At 72.5% G+C, this 20,383-nt stretch carries 21 protein-coding genes; 8 read left to right on the top strand and 13 right to left on the bottom strand.

Annotation, left to right across the window (positions count from 1 at the left end):
* Nucleotides 1–44: 44 nt before the first annotated feature.
* Entirely contained in the window at nt 45–977 is a 933-nt protein-coding gene (locus AB0J87_RS39025; protein WP_363974159.1) for an AraC family transcriptional regulator, read from the bottom strand.
* Between the two features lie 74 nt (nt 978–1,051).
* On the opposite strand from AB0J87_RS39025, the gene AB0J87_RS39020 reads away from it, so the two are divergent.
* The gene (locus AB0J87_RS39020; RefSeq protein ID WP_363974156.1) at nt 1,052–1,882 is read left to right on the top strand and encodes an NAD(P)H-binding protein; all 831 of its coding nucleotides are present in this window, start codon (nt 1,052–1,054) and stop codon (nt 1,880–1,882) included.
* An 89-nt stretch (nt 1,883–1,971) separates the two neighbouring features.
* Complete coding sequence (locus AB0J87_RS39015) at nt 1,972–2,877, top strand: alpha/beta fold hydrolase (protein WP_363974153.1); 906 nt, start codon at nt 1,972–1,974, stop codon at nt 2,875–2,877.
* A gap of 32 nt (nt 2,878–2,909) precedes the next feature.
* On the opposite strand, the gene AB0J87_RS39010 is transcribed toward AB0J87_RS39015, so the two are convergent.
* Nucleotides 2,910–3,584: a TetR family transcriptional regulator gene (locus AB0J87_RS39010; protein WP_363974150.1), complete on the bottom strand. Its 675-nt coding sequence runs from the start codon at nt 3,582–3,584 to the stop codon at nt 2,910–2,912.
* A gap of 118 nt (nt 3,585–3,702) precedes the next feature.
* Between AB0J87_RS39010 and AB0J87_RS39005 the strand changes: the two genes are divergently transcribed.
* Together AB0J87_RS39005 and AB0J87_RS39000 are read left to right on the top strand one after the other, a co-directional pair.
* The gene (locus AB0J87_RS39005; RefSeq protein WP_363974147.1) at nt 3,703–3,906 is read left to right on the top strand and encodes a hypothetical protein; all 204 of its coding nucleotides are present in this window, start codon (nt 3,703–3,705) and stop codon (nt 3,904–3,906) included.
* 55 nt (nt 3,907–3,961) lie between these two features.
* Nucleotides 3,962–4,351: a VOC family protein gene (locus AB0J87_RS39000; RefSeq protein ID WP_363974144.1), complete on the top strand. Its 390-nt coding sequence runs from the start codon at nt 3,962–3,964 to the stop codon at nt 4,349–4,351.
* A 130-nt stretch (nt 4,352–4,481) separates the two neighbouring features.
* On the opposite strand, the gene AB0J87_RS38995 is transcribed toward AB0J87_RS39000, so the two are convergent.
* The 4 genes from AB0J87_RS38995 to AB0J87_RS38980 form a co-directional block, all read right to left on the bottom strand.
* The gene (locus tag AB0J87_RS38995) at nt 4,482–5,075 is read right to left on the bottom strand and encodes a hypothetical protein (RefSeq protein WP_363974141.1); all 594 of its coding nucleotides are present in this window, start codon (nt 5,073–5,075) and stop codon (nt 4,482–4,484) included.
* A gap of 126 nt (nt 5,076–5,201) precedes the next feature.
* The gene (gene menC, locus AB0J87_RS38990; protein WP_350727943.1) at nt 5,202–6,302 is read right to left on the bottom strand and encodes an o-succinylbenzoate synthase; all 1,101 of its coding nucleotides are present in this window, start codon (nt 6,300–6,302) and stop codon (nt 5,202–5,204) included.
* Nucleotides 6,299–7,072 (bottom strand): GNAT family N-acetyltransferase, encoded by a 774-nt coding sequence (locus AB0J87_RS38985; protein WP_363974136.1) that lies wholly within the window; start codon nt 7,070–7,072, stop codon nt 6,299–6,301. Before AB0J87_RS38985 ends, menC begins: the two co-directional genes overlap by 4 nt.
* A gap of 107 nt (nt 7,073–7,179) precedes the next feature.
* Complete coding sequence (locus AB0J87_RS38980; RefSeq protein WP_350727945.1) at nt 7,180–7,686, bottom strand: acyclic terpene utilization AtuA family protein; 507 nt, start codon at nt 7,684–7,686, stop codon at nt 7,180–7,182.
* 60 nt (nt 7,687–7,746) lie between these two features.
* Between AB0J87_RS38980 and AB0J87_RS38975 the strand changes: the two genes are divergently transcribed.
* The gene (locus AB0J87_RS38975; RefSeq protein WP_363974133.1) at nt 7,747–8,817 is read left to right on the top strand and encodes a hypothetical protein; all 1,071 of its coding nucleotides are present in this window, start codon (nt 7,747–7,749) and stop codon (nt 8,815–8,817) included.
* Here the strand turns inward: AB0J87_RS38975 and AB0J87_RS38970 are convergent.
* The 6 genes from AB0J87_RS38970 to AB0J87_RS38945 are packed head-to-tail and all read right to left on the bottom strand — an operon-like array spanning nt 8,814 to nt 15,032.
* Entirely contained in the window at nt 8,814–9,818 is a 1,005-nt protein-coding gene (locus AB0J87_RS38970; RefSeq protein WP_363974130.1) for a Xaa-Pro peptidase family protein, read from the bottom strand. The genes AB0J87_RS38975 and AB0J87_RS38970 overlap by 4 nt on opposite strands.
* A complete protein-coding gene (locus AB0J87_RS38965) occupies nt 9,815–10,723 on the bottom strand; it encodes an ABC transporter ATP-binding protein (RefSeq protein WP_350727948.1) in 909 nt (302 codons plus the stop codon). Before AB0J87_RS38965 ends, AB0J87_RS38970 begins: the two co-directional genes overlap by 4 nt.
* Complete coding sequence (locus tag AB0J87_RS38960; RefSeq protein WP_350727949.1) at nt 10,720–11,496, bottom strand: ABC transporter ATP-binding protein; 777 nt, start codon at nt 11,494–11,496, stop codon at nt 10,720–10,722. Before AB0J87_RS38960 ends, AB0J87_RS38965 begins: the two co-directional genes overlap by 4 nt.
* Nucleotides 11,493–12,371, bottom strand: a complete 879-nt coding sequence (locus AB0J87_RS38955) for an ABC transporter permease (protein WP_350727950.1) — start codon at nt 12,369–12,371, stop codon at nt 11,493–11,495. The genes AB0J87_RS38960 and AB0J87_RS38955 overlap by 4 nt, the downstream gene beginning before the upstream one ends.
* A complete protein-coding gene (locus AB0J87_RS38950; protein WP_363974125.1) occupies nt 12,368–13,438 on the bottom strand; it encodes an ABC transporter permease in 1,071 nt (356 codons plus the stop codon). The genes AB0J87_RS38955 and AB0J87_RS38950 overlap by 4 nt, the downstream gene beginning before the upstream one ends.
* A gap of 13 nt (nt 13,439–13,451) precedes the next feature.
* Nucleotides 13,452–15,032 (bottom strand): ABC transporter substrate-binding protein, encoded by a 1,581-nt coding sequence (locus AB0J87_RS38945; RefSeq protein ID WP_363974122.1) that lies wholly within the window; start codon nt 15,030–15,032, stop codon nt 13,452–13,454.
* A gap of 109 nt (nt 15,033–15,141) precedes the next feature.
* Here AB0J87_RS38945 and AB0J87_RS38940 point away from each other — a divergent pair, with 109 nt between their 5' ends.
* The gene (locus AB0J87_RS38940) at nt 15,142–15,795 is read left to right on the top strand and encodes an Lrp/AsnC family transcriptional regulator (RefSeq protein WP_363974119.1); all 654 of its coding nucleotides are present in this window, start codon (nt 15,142–15,144) and stop codon (nt 15,793–15,795) included.
* 4 nt (nt 15,796–15,799) lie between these two features.
* On the opposite strand, the gene AB0J87_RS38935 is transcribed toward AB0J87_RS38940, so the two are convergent.
* The gene (locus AB0J87_RS38935) at nt 15,800–16,144 is read right to left on the bottom strand and encodes a hypothetical protein (protein WP_350727953.1); all 345 of its coding nucleotides are present in this window, start codon (nt 16,142–16,144) and stop codon (nt 15,800–15,802) included.
* 356 nt (nt 16,145–16,500) lie between these two features.
* Between AB0J87_RS38935 and AB0J87_RS38930 the strand changes: the two genes are divergently transcribed.
* The gene (locus AB0J87_RS38930) at nt 16,501–17,529 is read left to right on the top strand and encodes an alcohol dehydrogenase catalytic domain-containing protein (RefSeq protein ID WP_363974117.1); all 1,029 of its coding nucleotides are present in this window, start codon (nt 16,501–16,503) and stop codon (nt 17,527–17,529) included.
* A 68-nt stretch (nt 17,530–17,597) separates the two neighbouring features.
* Nucleotides 17,598–20,330, top strand: a complete 2,733-nt coding sequence (locus AB0J87_RS38925; RefSeq protein WP_363974114.1) for an AAA family ATPase — start codon at nt 17,598–17,600, stop codon at nt 20,328–20,330.
* Nucleotides 20,331–20,383 lie beyond the last annotated feature (53 nt).

Here is a 20,383-nt window from a genome sequence, read left to right as displayed (position 1 = left end):
CCTGGCAGCGTTCCTGGCCGACGGCGACGCCCTGCCGTGGGCGGTTATCTCGGGGAACGGGCCAGGTCGCTGGGCGGCATGCCGCGGACCCGTTTGAAGGCGTTGCTGAAGGCGAAGCCGTCGGCGTACCCGACCCTCCTGGCCACGGCGGCGACAGTCGCGCCGGGCGTGCGAAGGAGGTCGGCGGCGATGGTCATCCGCCACTCCGTGAGATAGAGCAGGGGTGGCTGCCCGACCAGCTCGGCGAAGCGCCGGGCGAACACCGCCCGCGACATCCCCACCTCCGCGCCCAGGCCCGCGACCGTCCACGGGTGGGCCGGGCGTTCGTGCATCAGGCGCAGCGCCCGCCCGATCCGCGGGTCGGCGAGGGCCCGGTAGCCGGGCGGGGCCTCGACGTCGGGCCGTGCGAACCACGACCGCAGGGCCCGTACCAGCAGCAGGTCCAGGAGCCGGTCGAGCACGACCTGCTGGCCCGGCTCCTCCCGGCCGATCTCGACCGCCAGCAGGTCCAGCAGCGGCGTGAACTCGGGCTCCGGCGGGATGGCGGCCACCTCGGGCAGGGCCTTGAGCAGGCGCTCGGACACGTCGCCACGCAGCGGATACTCGGCGGTGACGAACAGGTCGGAGCCCTCGGCGCTGAACCCGTACGTGCGCGGCCCCAGCACGAGGTTGGGCGCGGGGCCGTCGGCCGTCGTCCAGCACGTCTCCGCGTCGTCGACCACCACCTGGGGCTCCGTCCCCGGGCGGTCGGCCACGGTGAACGGCCGCAGGCCGCGGACCAGGACGACGCCGCGCTCCCCGACCCGGACGGGAGCCGCGCCGTCGCGCACGATCCAGGACTCGCCCCGCAGCATCGCGCCCAGCGCCAGCGGGGCGGGATCGTTGAACCGCACCGCCCACGGCGGCTCGGCGACCGACTGGCAGAAGATCGCGCCGTCCGCCCGTACACCCGCGAGATAGTCCTCCAAGAGGTCCATGATGAGACGATCTCACATGTGTGCGAGATAGATGGCCATGGAGTGTCTCGCTCGGCACTCGATGTACTGGCCTCATGTCCGATTCACCTGTTCTCGTACTTGGCGCCCGGGGTAAGACCGGCCGCCGCGTCGTCGCCCGGCTCGACCGCCTCGGCCATCCCTTCCGCGCGGCCTCCCGCTCCGGCGGCACCAGATTCGACTTCGCCGACCGTGACACCTGGGGGCCGGCCCTGGACGGCGCGGGGGCGGTCTACCTCGTCCCGATGAGCGAAGCCGTGCCGGCCGCCACCGTGGAAGAGTTCCTCGCGGCCGCGACCCGGGCCGGCGTCCGCCGGGTGGTGCTGCTGTCGGCACGCGGCGCGGGCGGCGCGGCGGACCCGTACCAGGAGCCGGTCGAGCTGGCCCTGCGCGCGACGGGCCTGGAGTGGACGATCCTGCGCGCGGCCTGGTTCGCGCAGAACTTCGGCGAGGACCTGTTCCTGGAGCCGATCCTGTCCGGGGAGCTGGCGCTGCCGGCCGGGGAGGGCCGGGAGGCGTTCGTCGATGCCGAGGACATCGCCGACGTCGCGACCGCCGCGCTCGTCCAGGACGGCCACGCGGGCGAGATCTACGAGCTGTCCGGCCCCGAACCGGTGTCGTTCCGCACCGCGGTCGAGATGATCTCCGAGGTCACCGGGCGGCCCGTCCGCTACACGGCGCTGGAGACCTCCCGGTTCACGGCCGCGCTGACGGCTCAGGGAGTGCCCCCGGAGGCGGCCGACCTGGCGGCCGAGCTCCTGGGCCGGATCCGCGACGGCGCCGGTGAGCACGTCGGCGACGGCGTACGGCGAGCGCTCGGCCGCGACCCGCGCTCCTTCGCCGACTACGTCAAGACGGCCGCCGCCGCGGGAACCTGGGGCAACTGAGCCGAGGCCCGGCGTGCCTCAGCAACACAAGACGAGACGTTTCGTCTCGTGATATGGTCGCTTCGAACCCCACCCATGAGGAGTGAGCCATGGCCCGACCGACCGACCCGAGGACCGGCGGACTTCGCCACGCTGAGGTCTTCGTCGAGGTCGCGGACGGTTACCGGCTCTGGGTGGAGACGACCGGCGATCCGGAGCGTCCCGCCCTGCTGCTGGTGATGGGAGCCAACGCGAGCGGGCTGACCTGGCCCGACGAGTTGGTCGAGCTGCTGTCCCGCGACCACTTCGTCGTCCGCTACGACCACCGTGACACCGGACGCTCCACCCATGCCTTCCACGAGCGTCCCTACCCGATCCGGGCGCTGGCCGACGACCCGATCGCGGTCCTCGACGCGCTGCGGATCGCACGTGCTCACGTGGTCGGGATGTCGATGGGCGGCACCCTGGTCCAGCTGCTCCTCCTCGACCATGCGGACCGGCTGATGAGCGCCACGATCTTCGGCTCCGCGCTGATCGGCGGAGCGGCCCCCGACCCCGGCATCTCCGACGACGACCTGCCCGGGCCCGACCCCCGGCTGCTCGCTCTGTGGGAGGAGCTCGGACAAGAGCGCGACCCGGAGGCGGAGCTGCGCTGGCGCGTCGAGCACTGGAGGGTCCTCAACGGCGGCGTCCTGCCCTTCGACGCCGAGGAGTTCGCCGAGCTCGAACGCCGGATCGCCGCCCACGGCGGCACCTGGCGTAACTCCGCCGCCCATGCCCTGGCCGACCAGTCGGGCATGGAGCGCGGGGCCGAGCTCGCGAACGTCTCGGTGCCCACCCTGGTGATCGACGCGCCGGAGGATCCCGTCGCCCCGCCGCCGCACGCCGCCCGGCTGGCGCGCGCCATCCCCGGCGCCACTCTCGTCACCGTGCCCGGTCTCGGCCACGCGCTGCCCCACGCGGTCGTGCCGTCCCTCGCGGCGACGATCACCACCCACACCGGTGGGCGGCCCTGACGTAAGAGAGCCGTTCACCGGCGTCGGCGGGTTCAGGTGGCGAAGTCGGCCAGAGCGGGCTCCAGCAGGTCGAACGCCTGGGTGGCTTCCGCGCCGATGGTGCGGGCGATCTCGTCGTTGGAGTGTCCGGCCAGGGTCAGGTCCTGGATGCGTTGGAACAGGATGCGGTGAACGGTGCCCAGGAGCCCGGCGGCGGTCCGGACGGTGATGTCGTCGGGAGTGGTGCCGGTGGCCTCGGCGAGGGCTTGGGTGAGGCGGTGTTCGCGCTGGTCGTGCAGGCCGCGCAGGCAGATGGTCAGGGTGGGGCTGTCGGCGATCATGCGGGCGAAGGCCGCGCCGGAGAAGCCGGCGACCGGGTCCTGGGCGGCGATGGCGTCCTGCAAGGCGCGGCGCAGCGCGGTAAGGGCGGATTGCCCGGGCTGCCGGGTGGCGACGGCCTGGGCCAGGGCGGCGGTGAACTCCTCCTGGTGGTCCAGGGCCAGGTCTTCCTTGCGGGCGAAGTAGTTGGTGACGGTCTTCTTGGCGACGCGGGCGGCGGCGGCGATCTCCGCGATGGTGGTCTGTTCGAAGCCTTGGGCGATGAACAGCCGGGTGGCGTGGTCGGAGATGAGCTGCCGGGTCTCCTGCTTCTTGGCCTCCCGCAGGCCGATGGGCGACTCGAGCTGTGTGGGGTCGCCGGCGGTCTGGGCCGGAGTCTGGGTAGCCATGGGAAAATATTACCCCCGTAGCATTTTTATGTTGACACCCCCGAGCCGCCTGGGCTAAATTTACGCCCGTCGTAAGTTTGCGACCATGGAACGCCGACCGGAACGAAGGAGAGTGCCCATGCGCCACCTCGACCCCGCCGCCGAGCAGGCCATCCCCGCGATCGACCGCACCGATGTGCTGACCGGGCAACTGGGCCACCACCGGCCGGAGCAGCCCATCAAGCGCGGCGACGACCTCCGCCACCTGCCCTCCGACCGTGCCGTCCGCGGGCGACGCGAGCCCCGTGTCGCCCGCAACATCCCCCGCCGCCGCGGCTACTGACCCGCGTCGGCACCTCACGCCTCCGTCCCGGCTCCGACCCGACAGGGAGACCTTCTTGCAGATCATCGCGTCCACCGTCTCGCTCACGATCGACGACATCGCCGCCTCCCAGGCGTTCTTCACCACTCACCTGGGCTACTCCGTTCAGGCCGCCGCCGACGGCTTCGTCTCCCTCACCCGTACCGATGCGGTGGACATCGTCCTGCTCGCCCGCGGCACCCAGGTCCTGCCGCCTGAGCAGCGTGATCAGCACGCGGCGGGCCTGATCCTGGCGTTCACGCTCGACACCGGCCTGCGGGACCAGGAGAAGCGGCTGCGTGACGCCGGAGTCGAGATCACGATGCCGCTGCGCGAAGAGCCCTGGGGCGAACGCCTGTTCCAGGTCACCGACCCCAACGGCGTGATCATCCAGTTCGTCGAGTGGGCCACGCCCGACAACGCCTGAGGACGCCGTCGCCAGGCGGCGCGCCTCCTGCTCGACCGGCCCGGGCCGCGTCGCGCGGGGCGGCTACGAGATCGCGCTGCACGGGCTCGACCGGAGCCGCCCAGGAGCCCGCGAGCGACCAGCCAGGCACCTAGGATGATCGTCGCCGGAAGTAGTGCACGGTCAGGATGGCGAGCAGCGGGCCCCAGGCGGCCAGCGGCGCGTACGTGACCCAGAAGGTGACCGCCTGCCAGCCGTGCACGATCAAACCCTCGGGGCTCCCGTTGATCATCCGGCCGAAGGCGAACATGACCAGCGCGTACGGGAAGACCAGCAGCACCGTCGCACCCAGGCCGGCGGGGACGACGGCCGCCAGGACCGGCACCCGGCGGCCGCCCAGCCCGGGGATCCAGCGCGGCCACACCTCACCCCACCGGGCGACCAGCCCGACCGTGAGGAACGCCGTCGCCTCGCTGACCACGCTGAGCGCGACGATGTACCACCACTCGCCGTCGATCAGCACCGGCCCGTGGCCGGGCGGGGGAGCCCCGCCGAACTCCAGCAGCGGCGCCCCGAAGATGAAGGCCGCGATCCGCCAGATGCCGGAGGGCAGCGGGGTCAAGGTGGTGGCGTAGGCGGCCCACACGGCCCAGCGGGGCACGCCCACCGCCGTCCGGCCGTGCAGCTTGGCCAGGACGGCCGGAAGCCGTCCGGTCCGTGGTGTTCCGCCGAGGGTGGTGGTCATGCGGGGCCTCCGGTCAGGCAGGTGGTGTTCGCGTGGCGCGTTCCGATGCTCGCCGCCGCAGCGTCCGTGAACATCCCCCACGTGGGGGACTCGTATTGACCACCTGCCAGGCCGTGCTGCCCAGGGTCAGAGCGTGATCCACTCCGTGCTCGTGGTCACCGCGTCGAGCACCTCCGGGATCGGGTCCACGCCCAGGCCCGGCCCCGCGGGCACCTCCAGATGGCCGTCGGACAGCTCGAACGGCTGGGTGATGTCGGTGGAGTAGTAGCGCCGCGAGCCCGAGGTGTCGCCGGGCAGCGTGAAGCCCGGCAGGGCGGCCAGGGCCACGTTCGCCGCCCGGCCGAGGCCGGTCTCCAGCATGCCGCCGCACCACACCGCGATGCCGTTCGCCCGGCACAGGTCGTGGATGCGCCGGGCCTCCAGGTAGCCGCCGATCCGGCCGGGCTTGATGTTGACGATCGAGCACGAGCCGAGCGCGATGGCGGCGGCCGCGTGCTCGGCCGACTCGATCGACTCGTCCAGGCAGATCGGCGTCTTGAGCTGCTTGGCCAGCCTGGCGTGCTGCACGAGGTCGTCGTTGGCCAGCGGCTGCTCGATCAGCAGCAGGTCGAACGCGTCGAGCCGGGCCAGGCGGCGGGCGTCGCTCAGCGAGTAGGCGGCGTTCGCGTCGACCTGGAGGAGCACGTCGTCGCCGAACCGCTCGCGCACGGCCCGGACCGGCTCCAGGTCCCAGCCGGGCTCGATCTTGAGCTTGATGCGGACGTACCCCTCGTCGAGGTAACCGCCCACGGCGTCGAGCAGCTGCGGGATCGAGTCCATGATGCCGACCGACACCCCGCACGGCACCCGCGTGCGGGAGGCGCCGAGGAAGCGGGCGAACGACTCGCCCGCCGTCCTGAGCTGCGCGTCCAGCACCGCCGTCTCCAGCGCGGCCTTCGCCATCCGGTGGCCCTTGATGGGCTCCAGCGCGCGGCCGACGTCGTGCACGTCCAGCGTCTTCGGCAGCGCGGGCAGCAGGAAGCGCCGGATCACCTCGGCCGCGCCGTCGGTGTACTCGGAGGAGTAGAGCGGCTCGTCCATGGCCACGCACTCGCCCCACCCCTCGGCGTCCGGCGTCACCACCCTGACCAGCAGGACGTCGCGGGCCGTCTCCGTGCCGAACGACGTGCGGAACGGCGCGACCAGCGGCATGGCGATCCGCCGCAGCTCAACTCCAGTGATCTTCACTTCTTCTCCACTACGTAGTAGGACTTCCCGGAGAACCCCGTGACCGCGCGGCCCTCGGCCATCAGGCCGCCCAGCACGTCGCGTACGGCGTGCCGCCACGCCTTGGCCGTTCCCGGGTCGGCGCCGCGCAATCCCGCGATGTCCGCGGGCACGGCCACCAGCACCGTGCCGGCGTCCCCCGGACCGGCCACCGGCCGCCCGCCCACGTCGGCGAGCGCCACCACGGCGTCCGGCGGCGGGCCGTCCGACGGTCGTGCCGAAGCATCCGGCCGCGCCACAGCCTCCACGCGCGGGTCGGACAACGTCCAGACGGCCAGGAGCCGGTCGGACTCGTCGCCCTGGTTGATCGCGTCGTCCATGACCCCGTAGAAGCAGGGCAGGTACTCGCGGGGCCGGGCGCCCAGCTTGGCCAGGTTGAAGTGGGCGTTGCGGCGCATGAGCGGATCGTACGTCCAGGTGATCCGCTCCAGCCCGCGCTCCAGGGCCCACCGGCGCTGGTGCAGCTTGAGCGCGAACCCGATGCCGCGCCCGGCCGCCGCCCCCGTGACATGGGAGTGCAGGGCGTTCCCGCTGGCCAGGAACCCGACCGAGCCGCCCACCAGGCGGCCGCCCTCGAAGGCGCCCGCCACGTAGCCGCCCGCGTGCGCCAGGGCCCGCATCAGCTCGATCGTGATGGGCGGGGCGCCGGTCCCGAAGTGCCAGATGTCGTCGAACAACGCATCCACCTGCTCGAACTCCGCCATCTCATGGAGCTCCCTGACCTCGACCAACCTGCCGCTCCTCGTCTCGGACGTTTCCCAGGCGACGGTATTCGATGGCGGGGCCGCCGCGATTCGTCCGGGTTCACCAAGCCGGGGCCGGGCTTTGGTGGAAGCGGCTAACAGGGTGTGATGAGGAGCCTGCTGGGGGCCTCCTGGCTGAGGCGTACCGACTCCAGGGGGACGGCCCCGGCCAGGCAGGCGCGTACGGTCTCCGCCCGCACGTCACCGGCGAGCGAGCTGCGGCCGTCGCGGCGGATCTCCACCGCGCACGGCCCCGGCTGCGCGGCCATGACGAGGCCCGCGGCGGTCGCCCCGGCCAGCGCGCCCGGATCGCTCCCGGTCCAGCCGTAGTGCCACATGCCCGCCGCCACGACGGGCGCCGCGGGGCAGCAGTCCGGCGCGGTGGCCACCACGTCGATCCCCTGGAGCAGGGCCTCGGCGATCTCCTCCGCGCACGTCGCCACGAGGGTGCCCACGCGCAGCCCGGGAAAGCCGGGCATCGGACCGCCTGCTCCGTAGATGAGCTTGATACCCGTTTCGAGGGGTCCGGGGCCGCCGTCGTGCCAGCCGCAGATCACCATGTCGAGCGACCCGGCAGATCTCCACGTGCCGATGCGCAGCATGATTCTGGACTACCCTTGACCGTGGATCATCACACACCGTCACGAGCTAGGGTGACGTGAGTGGAAGATGAGATCGCGCGGGTGCTCGGCGGCGCCGACGCCGTCGTCGAGCCGCTCACGCACAACCCGCTGAACGCGGTGACCGGCGGCATCTGGCGGGTGCGCAGGGGGTCGAGGTCGGCGGTGCTCAAGGTGCTGACCCGCCGCAAGGAAGGCGGCGCGGGGTGGGGGCACTCCGACGATCCGCGCCACTGGAACTACTGGCGCAGGGAGGCCGACGTCTACGCCGACGGCCTGCCGGGGCTGTGGGCGGGCTCGGGGGTGGCCGCGCCGAAGCTGCTGGAGCTGGTCGAACGCGACGACGGCGACCTCGCGCTGTGGACCGAGGACGTGGCCGGGCGGCCCGGCACCACCTGGGACCTCGGGCGTCACACGCTCTTCGGGCGCCAGCTCGGCCTGGCCCAGGGGGCGGCGGGCCGGGTGGAGCGGCCGTGGTCGAGCCGGTCGTTCCTGCGCGACTACCTGGGCTCGAAACCGGTCCCGTACGAGCTGCTGGAGGACGACGCGGCCTGGCGGCACCCCCTGGTCGCCGAGAACTTCCCGCCCGGGCTGCGCGGGGAGCTGGTGCGGCTGCACCGGGACCGGGAGGAGTTCCTGGCCGTCCTGGAGTCGCTGCCGAGGGCGCTGTGCCACCTCGACGTGTGGCCGAGCAACGTGATCGACCGCGACGGGGAGAGCGTGCTGGTGGACTGGGCGTTCGCGGGTGACGGCGCGCTGGGCGAGGACGTCGGCAACCACATCCCGGACAGCGTGTTCGACCTGTTCCTGCCGGCCGCTCTGCTGCCCGCGCTCGACGCGGCCGTCCACGGGGCGTACGTGCGGGGGCTGCGGGATTCCGGCTGGCGCGGTGACGAGCGGCTGGTGCGGCTGGCGGTGTGCGCGTCGGCGGTCAAGTACGACTTCCTGACCCCGCTGATGCTGGCCCGGGCGGGGGAGGCGCAGCTCGACTACGGCGGCGCCACGCCCGTGGACGCGGCCCGCCGGTTCAGGGAGCGGGGCGAGGCGCTGATGTTCCTGGCGGGATGGGCCGACGAGGCCCGCAGGCTGGCCGAGGCCGTCACGCTGCCTTAGCGGTCGAGGACGTGCAGGGTGTGCGGGTACGCGCCCAGCGGCACCGGCCCGTCGTCCGCGCACACCACCACGTCCGCGACCCGGGCCCCGAACAGTTCGGGCACGTAGATGGCGGGCTCCAGGCAGAACACCATCCCCGGCTCGAACACGGCGTCCTCGCCCGGCCACGGCCCCTCGTCATGCCCCAGCCCGACGCCCCGGCCCACGTGCGCCGCCGCGAAGCGCCCGTACCCGCTGCCGTCGATCACCTCGCCCACGGCCCTGGCCACCTCGTCCACCGGCACGCCGGGCCGCACGGCCGCGAGCCCGGCCCGGTGGGCGGCCAGCACCACCGAGTACATCGCCTCGAAGTCGTCCGGCGGCTCCGCCACGGCGAACACCCTGGACACCTCGGCGCAGTAGCCGCCCCACCGCCCGCACACCGCCACGGCCAGCGCGTCCCCGGGGTTGATCACGCGCTCCCCGGGCACGTGCGCGGGGAGGGCCGTGTGCTCCCCGGCCGCCACCCGCAGTGACAGCAGCTCCTCGCACCCCGACTCGGCCAGCAGCACCCGCAGCCGGTAGGCCATCGCCCGCTCGGTCGCCCCGAACCAGGCCAGCTCCAGCGCCTGCCCCAGCACCCCTTCCGCCGCCGCCACCGCGCGGCCGACGGCCTCGACCTCGTACGGCTCCTTGCGCAGCCGCAGCGGCCACAGCACCGAGGAGGCGGGCACGAGCTCGGCCTCGATCGCCAGCCCGAACAGCTCCCGCACCCGCATCTCCGGATCCACCCCGACCCGGCGCGCCCCCGCGGGCACCACCCCGGCCGGATCGCCGGTCTCGGCCACCACGTCCTGCGTGACCACCAGGTACGCGCCCTGACGGTCCCCAAGAAGGCTCCCGAGGAAGCGGGCGTCCGGCGAGGGCCGCAGCACGAGGGCCTCCACCCCGGCCTCGTCCATGGCCGCCCGCACCGCCGCCAGCCGCGCCGCGGCGGCCCGCGGCCCGGGGACGGGGGTCACTTCGGCTCGTGCAGCCAGCAGGCGACCGGCCCGAACTCCGGTTCCTTCACGCGGCACACGTCCATCACGGACGGGCACCGCGGGTTGAACCGGCACCCTCCCGGCGGGTTCGCCGGGTCCGGCACGTCACCGGCCAGCTCTGCGGGCAGCACCCCCATCCCGTCCGGTTTGGGGATGGCCTGGAGCAGCGCCTTCGTGTACGGGTGCTTCGGGTCCGCCCACACCTCGGCCGTGTCGCCCACCTCGACGATCTTGCCGAGGTACATGACGGCGATCCGGTCGGCGATCAGCCGCACCACGGACAGGTCGTGGCTGATGAACAGCAGCCCCGCGCCCGAGTCCACCGCCAGGTCCCGCATCAGCCTGGCCACCTGCGACTGCGCCGAGGCGTCCAGCGCCGAGATGGGCTCGTCGCCGATCAGCAGCCGGGGCCGGGCCGCGAGCGCCCTGGCGATGGCGATGCGCTGCCGCTGCCCGCCGGAGAACTCGTGCGGGTGCCGGCCGGCGAAGTCCCGCGGCAGGCCGACGCGTTCCAGCAGGTCGGCGGGGGAGGTGGCGGTGTCCTGCGAGGTGCGCAGCCCGTCGGCGATCTGGTCGCCGACCCGCCGCCGGGGGTTGAGGGAGGCGTACGGGTCCTGGAAGACCATCTGGATCCCGGTCAGCTTCCTGCGCCGCAGGCCGAGCGGCGTGACCGGCTGCCCGTCGAACGCGATCGAGCCCGCGGTGATCGGGTTCAGCCCGCAGACGGCACGGGCCAGCGTCGACTTGCCGCACCCGGACTCGCCGACCAGCCCGACGACCTCGCCGGGGTTGACCGCCAGGCTGGCCCCCGCCACGGCCCGCACGGCGGGACGCCCGGGGGAGCGGTGCTCGACGACCAGGTCGTCGATGGCCAACAGAGTCATTGCGCCTCCGCGTCGGGTAGGGACTCCAGCAGGGAACGCGTGTAGGCGTGCTCGGGCTCCCGCAGCACCCGCCCGCGCGGCCCCGACTCCACGACGAGGCCGTCCTTCATCACGCTCACCTCGTCCGCCACCGCGGACATCACCCCGAGGTCGTGGGTGACCAGCAGCACCGCCAGCCCCAGCTCGTCGCAGAGCCCGCGCAGCAGTCGCAGCACGCCGGCCTGCACGGTCACGTCGAGCGCGGTGGTCGGCTCGTCGGCGATCAGCACCTTGGGGGAGCAGGCCAGCGCGATGGCGATGGCGATGCGCTGGCGCATCCCGCCGGAGAACTGGTGCGGATAGCGCCCGTACGCCTCCTCGGCGCCCGGGATGCGTACCTTGCCCAGCAGCTCCACCGCCCGGGCCCGCGCCTCGCGCTTGTCCAGCCCCAGGTGGTGGCGCATGTGCTCGGTGAGCTGCTTGCCGATGGTCAGCATGGGATGCAGGCTGGTCGCCGGGTCCTGGAACACCATGGCGACCTCGCCGCCGCGCACCCGGTTCAGCTCCTTGGGCGGCAGGGTGAGCAGGTCGCGCTCGCCGAGCCGGATCGCGCCCGTCACGCGGGCGCCGTGCGGCAGCAGCCCGAGCACGGCCAGGCCCGTCATCGTCTTGCCCGAGCCGCTCTCCCCGGCCAGCCCGTGCACCCGGCCGGGCTCCAGCGCGAGATCGACGCCGCGCAGGATCTCCTTGCCGCCGATCGACATCTTCAGGTCGGTGATGTCCAGCGTCGTCACAGCGCACGCTCCTTGATCGCGCGGGCCGTACGGGGGTCGAGCGCGTCCCGCAGGGTGTCGCCGAGGAAGTTGAACGCTAGCACCACCGTCAGGATCGCCAGCCCCGGGAAGGTCGCCACCCACCAGCTGTCGAACACCTCCACGCCCGAGGCCACCATCGCCCCCCACTCGGGGGACGGCGGCTTGGCCCCGAGGCCCAGGAACGACAGCCCGGACAGCAGCAGCAGCGCGGTGCCGATGTCCAGCGTCGCGAGCACGAGGATGGGGCCGGTCACGTTCGGCAGCACGTCCACGCGCAGCGACCGCCACACCGAGAAGCCCAGCAGCCGCCCGCTCAGCACGAACTCCCGCTCGCGCACCCCCAGCACCAGCCCCCGGGTGACGCGGGCGTACGCGGGCCAGGCCACGACCAGCACGGCCAGCACCGCGTTCGTCAGGCTGGCGCCCAGCGCGGCGGCCACCACCATGGCCAGGATCACGGTCGGGAACGCGAACACCAGGTCCGCCAGCCGCATGATCGTCTCGTCCACCCACCGGCCGAAGTACCCGGCACAGGCGCCGAGCAGCCCGCCGATCAGCACCGACAGCACGACCAGCAGCAACGTCAGCGGGATCGACACCCGGGCCCCGTACATGACGCGGCTCAGGATGTCGCGGCCGAGCTGGTCGGTGCCGAACCAGTGCCCGGGCCCCGGCGGCGCGAGCCGCGGCAGGTCCTGGGCGAGGGGGTCGTGCGGCGCCAGCACGGGGGCGGCCAGCGCGATGACCAGCCAGGCCACCGCCAGCACGGCGCCGACCACGGCCAGCGGCTGCCGCCACGCCTCGGGCAGCCGGGCAAGCAGGCCCCTGCGGGCCAGAGGGTCCCGCCGTCTCATTGCAGCCTCACTCGGGGATCGATGACGCCGTACAGGACGTCCACGATCAGGTTGATGACCAGGTAGACGACGCCGACGACCAGGCCGACGCCCATGACGGCGGGCAGGTCGAGGGTGGTGGCGCTCTTGTACGCGTACTGCCCGACGCCGGGCCAGGCGAAGATCGCCTCGACCAGCACGGTGCCGGACAGCAGGCTGCCGAACGCCAGGCCCGCCACGGTGATGATGGGCACCAGGGCCGAACGCAGCACGTACCGGAAGAGGATCACCCGGCCGGGCAGGCCCTTGGCCCTGGCGGCGCGCACGTAGTCCTGCCCCAGCACCTCCAGCACCGCCGAGCGCGTGAAGCGGGTGAGCAGGCCGATCGTGTAGAGCGCCAGGACCAGCGCGGGCGTCACGAGGTGCCCGACCGCGGAGGAGAACACGTCCCACCGGCCCGCCACCAGCGCGTCCACGGTCTGCAGCCCGGTCACGGCCGGGACCGCGCCGTTGAGCGCCACGTCCACCCGGCCGCTGCCCGGGGTGAGCTGCAGCCGGTAGAAGAACACGTAGAACGCCACCAGCGCCAGCCAGAACGTCGGGACCGAGATGCCGATGAGGCTCAGCACGCGCAGCGCGTGGTCCGACAGCCGGTCCCGGCGCAGCGCGGCGATCACGCCGAACGCCACGCCCAGCACCAGCGACACCAGGATCGCCGCCCCGGCCAGCTCCAGCGTCGCCGGGACGAACTCGGCCAGGTCCTGGCTGACCGGCCGGTGACTCTGCTGGCTGGTGCCGAGGTCGCCGTGGACCAGGCCCTGGAGGTGGAGCGCGTACTGCTCCCAGAGGGGCTTGTCCAGGCCGTGCTCGGCCCGCCACTGGGCCACGATCGCCGGATCGCCCAGCGCCCGCTGGCCGAGGTTCGCGGCCACGGGATCGCCGGGCACCAGGTTCGTCAGGACGAACGTGACGAGCGTGATGCCCCAGGCCATCAGGACCGCGAGCAGGATGCGCCGGATCAGGAAGCGGACGAGCGGATGGACCCCTCTCGCCCGGCTCCGGCGGGGTTCGCCCGGGATGTCGGACACCTGCGAGGCTCCCTTACTTCACGCCGAGGTCGGCCACGTCCACCGTCCACACCGGGTGGTACTCGAGGCCGGTCACCGACGCCGCCGTCACGATGTTCTGGCTGGGCTGGATCAGCGGGACGAACGGGCCGGAGGCGTTCAGCTTGGTCTGCACGTCCACGTAGGCGGCCTTGCGGGCGTCGTCGCCGATCGCCGTGGCGGCCTTGTCACCGGCGGCCTCGATCTCCTTGGCCGCGCCCGCCTTCCAGCCGGCCCGCAGACCCACCGTCTTGCCCGGCAGGAACGCCAGATAGTCGCTCGGGTCGGGGTAGTCCGGGCCCCAGTACCACAGGCCCATCTCCTCCTTGCCGTTGCGGTAGTTGTCCAGGGCCGTGGTGACCGGCGCGGGCTGCAGGTCGACGGTGATGCCGACCTCCTTGAGGTTGGCCTGGATGCGCTCGGCCAGAGGCTGGAAGGACAGGCCGTTGACGGTCAGCTCGCTCGGGTACTCCAGCTTGACGGTCGGGTTCGACACGCCGCTGGCGGCCAGCGCCGCCTTGGCGCCCTCGACGTCCCGCTTGGCCGCCTGGTCGGCGGGCAGCGCGCCGAGCAGCTGCGACGGGATGACACCCGGCGCCTGCGCCGAGCCCTCGCCGGCCAGCTCCAGCAGCCCCGCGTAGTCGACGCCCTTGCGGACCGCCTCCACGAACTTGGGGTTCGTCGTCGTCTTGCTGATCGCGGAGTCCTGGTTGGCCAGCAGGAAGATGACGTTCGCCGAGGCGGTCTTCTTGACCTGCAGGGTCGCGGGCATGCCGGTGACCTGGTCGCCCGACAGGTTGAGGGCGATCTGGCTGTCGCCGCGCTGGACGTTCAGCTTCTGCGTGGCGGCCTCGACGTTGCGGATGACGACCTTGTCGTAGGCGGGCTTGGTGCCGTAGTACTTGGGGTTCGCCTTGAGCGTGACCTGGCTGCTCACGTTGAACGACTCGATCTGGTACGGGCCGGAGCCCGCCGAGGCCGAGTTCAGGTACTGCTCGGCCTTGTCCTGGGCGTCCGTGGTGGCGCCGTGCTCCTTGGCGACCTTGCTGTTGAGGATGCCGAGGGCCGGGTTCGGCAGGATGTACGGCAGCGCCGGGTTGGCCGCCTTCGACGTCAGCGTGATCGTCGAGTCGTCGGTCTTGGCGACCTCGACGCCGTCCAGCAGGAACGACGGCGTGCCCTTCATGTCCCGCACGCGCGTCAGCGAGAACACCACGTCGTCCGCAGTCAACGGCGATCCGTCCGCGAACGTGGCGCCCTTCTTGAGCTTGAGCGTCAGGATCTTGCCGTCCTTGCTCAGCTCGTACGACTCCGCGAGCGCGGGCACCGGCTTGGTCACGTCGGCGCCGTCGAACGTCAGCAGCGTCTCGTAGACGGCCTTGCCGACGATCAGGCCCGTCGGCTCGTACGTGCGGCCCGGGTCGGCCGTCTTGAGGTCGAAGGACGTGTCGATGACGAGGGTCTTGCCCCCACCGCCGGACGCGGCGGGAGTCTGGGAGCCGCCGCCGCTACCGCAGGCGGCCAGGGCGAGTGCACCGGCGAGCAGCACAGCCGCCGTCTGCGAGCGGGTCGCCATGATGGGTCCTCCAAGATTTGGACGTTCGGCAGGAAGATGTCGAGGATTGTGCGGCAGAACGTCCAGGCACTGTGCGGTCGGTGAGACGTATATAAAGGTCAGTGAGGTAATGATGAGTGAAATTTCCAGAAATGGTGTCGGCGGCGGCGGTCAGCCTGGACGGATCGGCATCGGTCTCGAGCTTGACGACATCCACATGAAGATCCTCGAGGTCCTGCGCGAGAACGGCAGGATCTCGGTGGCCGCGCTGGCCGAACGGGTGGGCATCTCCCGCGCGAACGCCTACACGCGCTTCGAGGCGCTGCGCGCCGACGGCGCGATCAAGCGTTTCACCGCCGAGATCGACCACGTGCGGGCCGGGCTCGGCATCACCGCCCTGATCTTCGTGACCGTACGCCAGCAGATGTGGAAGCAGTTCAGGGCCGAGCTGGCCCGGATGCCGGAGGTGGAGTACTGCGCGATCACCACCGGGCAGCACGACGCCATGATCCAGGTGCGCGTGTCCGACGTGGCCGCCGTGCACACCATGGTGACCGACCGGCTGGCCAACATCCCGGCGGTCAAGGCGACCGAGACCGTGTTCATCCTGGACGAGGTGCTGAAGCGGCCGTACGTGCTGCCCAGCGACCGCGACCGTGATCGCGACCGGGCCCGTCCGGCGCGGCGGCCCGTCCAGGAGGGGGCGCAGGGCGGCGTGCCGCTCGGCAAGATGCGCTTCGTCGGCGCCGCCGAGGGCCGCGCCGCCCTCCGCAAGGACGACTGAGTGATCAGCCGACCTCCCTGCACACGCTCACGTGCACCGTGTCGTCCCCGTCGAAGCTGAACTCCTCCACCAGGCGCAGCAGCCCGTCGTCCCCCTTCTCGATGCGGCTGCTGCTCTGGCCGCCCGCCTTCCCGCCGGCCTTCAGCGCGTGCGCGTACGAGATCGCCACCTGGGCGTCGTCACGCATGCCCACGAAACGCCCATGGGTCACGGTGTCGCCGGAGTAGCTGCCCCACACCACCCCGTCGGACTCCTGGTACAGGAACTCCGTCGGGCTGTCCGGGTCGACTGCGCTCGCGGTCGAGCTCACCATCACGAATTTGCGGCCGTTGAGATTCACGCCCGTCATGGTGGCCCACATTCCTGAAATATCAGCATCCGTCTGGACGGATCGTGAGGAGAGCGGTCAATGATCGACAATCCGTCCAGCCGGAATCGTCACCCTGGGGGCCCGTACGCGAACCCTTCCATGGAGGAGGCCCGCCACCGCGGACCATGCGGGACCTGCGCAGTCTCGCCAGAACGTCTACCAGCGCGTCACGGCCGCTCCGGACCGCTGGGCCTTCACCGTACACGACGGCCCCCTCCTCGTCCTCAAAGCCTGGCAAACCCGCTCTGACCAGGTTCGACGGCCGATGGACAGGAAAGGGGGCGCGGGAAGGGCCTCGCCGCGGGGCCGCTGCTTCCGTAAGAAGAGGAGACGGCATGTCTTCTTCTGCCACGCACCGTGCCGTACAGGTCGCCGAGCCCGGCGGGGACATGTCTCTGGTCCGGGTGGACACCCAGGAGCCGGGCCCGGGCCAGGTACGGGTCACCGTCGAGGCGTGCGGGGTGTGCCACTCCGACGCGCTGATCATCGCCGGACACATCCCGGGCACCACGTACCCCGTCACGCCGGGTCACGAGATCGCGGGACGCATCGACACGATCGGCGCCGACGTCGCCGGCTGGTCCGTCGGTGATCGCGTGGCGGTCGGCTGGTACGGCGGCAGCTGCGGCCACTGCGACGCCTGCAGGGAGGGCGACGGCATCCTCTGTCCCGAGCTTCAGGTGCCGGGTGTCGCGTACGCCGGAGGGTTCGCCGACTCCGTCGTGGTGCCGGCCGTCGCCCTGGCCGCGGTCCCGGACGAGCTCACGGCGGTGGAGGCGGCGCCCCTGGCCTGCGCCGGCGTGACCGTGTACAACGCGCTGCGGCGCAGCTCCGCGCGCTCCGGTGACACCGTGGCGATCCTCGGTCTGGGCGGCCTGGGGCACCTGGGCGTCCAGTTCGCCGCGAAGATGGGCTTCGACACCATCGCGATGGCCCGCGGCCCCGAGAAGGCGTCGCTGGCCCACAAGCTCGGCGCGGCCCACTACATCGACACCGCCGCCGAGAACATGGCCGACGCGCTGCAGGCCCAGGGGGGAGCCAAGGTCGTGCTGGCGACGGTGACCAACGCCGCTGCGATGTCCCAGACGATCGACGGGCTGGGCCGCCGCGGCGAGCTCATCATCGTCGGCGTCGACATGGAGCGGCTGGACATCACGCCCCTGCAACTCGTGGGCGCGGCCAAGCGGGTGCACGGGCACGCTTCCGGCATCGCGGTCGACACCCAGGACACCATGAGGTTCGCCGCCCGGAACGGCGTCCGGGCGTGGACCGAGGAGGTCCCGCTGGAGGAGGCCGGTGCGGCGTTCCAGAAGATGCTCTCCGGCCGGGCCCGCTTCCGCATGGTGTTGACCACGGGTAACTGATCACGGCGGCCGGGCTGGAGCGGCGGGCTCGCTTTGTCACAGGTGCCGGTGCTTTCTATGCTCGGCGTGTGCTGGGGAGAGACGACGAGAGCGAGCTGCTTGAGTCGTTGCTGCGGCACGCCGCCGAGGGACGCGGCGGCGGAGCGATCCTCCACGGCGAGCCGGGGATCGGGAAGACCGCGCTGCTGTCACACGCCACGGAGCGGGCCGAGGGGTTCCGGGTGCTCCGCGCGGTGGGCGTCGAGCCGGAGGCCGATCTCGCGTACGCGACGTTGCACCAGCTCCTGCTCCCCCTGCTCGGGCGGGCCCACGAGCTGCCGGACCCGCAGGCGCAGGCTCTGCGCGTCCTGTTCGGGCGCGCGCACGGCACGCCACCCGATCCGTTCCTGGTGGGTCTGTCGACCCTGTCGCTGCTGTCCCTGGCGGCCGGGGAGAAGCCGGTGTTGTGCGTCGTCGACGACGCGCACTGGGCCGATCGGCCGACGCTGAAGACCCTGGCGTTCGTCGCCCGGCGGCTGGACGACGAGCCCATCGCGGTGGCGCTGGCCGCGCGTGCCGACGAGGGCCACAGCACCGAGCTGCCCGACCTGCGCCGCATCCCGCTCGCGGGCCTCGAACCCGAAGCGGGCAGAGCGCTGCTCGCCGGGCGCGCGGGCGGGCGGCGCCTCAGCGAGGGTGAGCAGGACCGTCTGCTGGCGATCACCGGGGGAAATCCCCTGGCCCTGCTCGAGCTTGCCGGAAGGAGGATCCCGCCGGAGGGGACACCGGAGCCTCCGGCCATGACCGACCGGCTGCAGCGGTCGTTCCTGGCCAGGATCCGGGCGCGGCACGTCGAATCACTGCCGCTGCTCCAGCTGATCGCCGCCGACGGCTCGGGCAGCGTCGAGACCATCGAGAAGGCGGCCACCTCGATGGGGATCGCCGCCGACCTGCTGCACCGCGCCGAGCTCGACGAGCTGCTGACCTACGACGGGCCGCGGCTGGCGTTCCGGCATCCGCTGATCCGATCAGCGGTCTACCACAGCGCCACGGGCAACCGGCGCGTCGCGATCCACCGCGCCTTCGCCGCGGCCTTCGACACCCCGGCCGACCAGCACCGCCATGCCTGGCACCTCGGGCAGGCCGCCGTCGGGCACGACGAGCACGCCGCCGACCAGCTCGAGCGCTCGGCCGAACAGGCGGCCCTGCGCGGGGGCCCGGCCGCGGCCATGGCCTCGCTGTCGCGGGCGGCCGAGCTCACGGTCGACGGCCCGCGCAGGGGACGGCGGCTGTGGACCGCCGCGCACGCCGCCGCCCAGGGCGGGTTCACCGCCGCGGCTGCCGAGCTGCTCGATCAGGCCGAGCGCGAGCCCTCCCTGGAGGAGGCGGACCGGATCTCCGTGGCCGTCATGCGAGCCATCGTGGCCGAGTTCGCCGGCTCGCCCGATGACGCGATGGACCTGATCAAGCCCTGGATCCCACGCGTCCTGCGGATCGACCGGCGCCGCTTCGCCCCGACCGTCGCGATGTACGGCAACCTCGGTGTCCGCGCCAACCGGCCACAGGCCTGGGCCGACCTCGCCGGCTGGCTCGACGAGATCGGGCCGGCCCCGGACGACTCGGACGACCCGGAGGACGCGATGCTCCTGCTCCTTCGGAACGCCGGCCGGGCACGAACAGGCCGCGATCCAGGACCGGCCGTACGCGACCGCGCGATGATCGAATCGCTCACCGATCCGATCACGATGACCCTGGCCGGGTCGATCACCCGCGCGCTCGGCGACCATGAGCTGAGCGGGCGCCTGTTCCGCAACGCCGGGCAACTGGCACGCAACAGCGGCGCCCTCGGCGCGCTCGCGTGGAACCTCGAGTACCAGGCGGCCGATGAGATCTCGCGCGGCAGGCTGGGGCTCGCCGAGGCCCACGCCGAGGAGGGCTGCCAGTTCGCCGCCGAGGTCGGTCAGCCGAACACGGCATGCCGCAACCGAGGGCTGCTCGCGCTGTCCGCGGCCATCCGGGGCCGGGCTGACGCCGGTGAGCTGGCCTCCGGCGTGCTGGCCGAGGCGAGCGACCGCGACCTGGCCGACGCCATGTTCTACGCCAGGCGGGCGCTCGGGCTCATCGAGCTGGTCGCGGGCAGGCATCGCGAGGCCGTACGGCACTTCGGGGCGGTCGGTTCCTGGGACGCCGACGCGCCCCCGGATCTCGTCATGGCCATCGTCCCCGACCTCGTCGAGGCCCTGGTCCGCGCCGGCGAGCGAGATCGGGCCGCCGCGGCCACGGCCCGCTACGCGCGGTGGACCGAACGCATCGCCTCGCCGGACCTGGGCGCGCTCACGGCCCGCTGCCAGGCGCTGGTCCACACCGACGGCGGCGCCGAGGTCCACTACGCCGAGAGCCTGCGGCTGCATGCCAGGTCGGACGCTCCGCTGGAGCACGCCCGGACGGAACTGCTGTTCGGCGAGCAACTGCGGCGCGAGCGGCGACGTTCCGAGGCTCGGGAACACCTGCGCGCGGCGGCGGAGACCTTCCACCGCATCGGCGCCCTCACCTGGGCCGAGCGCGCGCTGGGCGAGCTGCGCGCCACCGGGGAGTCGGCCCGGACCCGCGCGCCCGAGGGGGACACGCTGAGCACGCTCACCCCACAGGAGCTGCGCATCACGCTGGCCGTCGGGGAGGGGCTGACCAACCGGGAGATCGCCGGGCAGCTGTTCCTCAGCCCGCGCACCGTGGACTACCACCTGCGCAAGGTCTTCCAGAAGGCCGGCATCACCTCGCGGGCCGAGCTCATGCGGCTGGTCCTCGCCGAGCGATCCGCCTGAGACCGGCGATTTCACTGATTCGGCGGCCGCCTGGGCCTTCCTAACGTTGGGGT

The sequence above is a fragment of the Nonomuraea sp. NPDC049625 genome, assembly GCF_040675285.1.
In the GTDB taxonomy this organism is placed as follows: domain Bacteria; phylum Actinomycetota; class Actinomycetes; order Streptosporangiales; family Streptosporangiaceae; genus Nonomuraea; species Nonomuraea angiospora_A.
The sequence above is the reverse complement of the archived record's forward strand: the minus strand, read 5'-3'. Positions and strand labels throughout refer to the sequence as shown.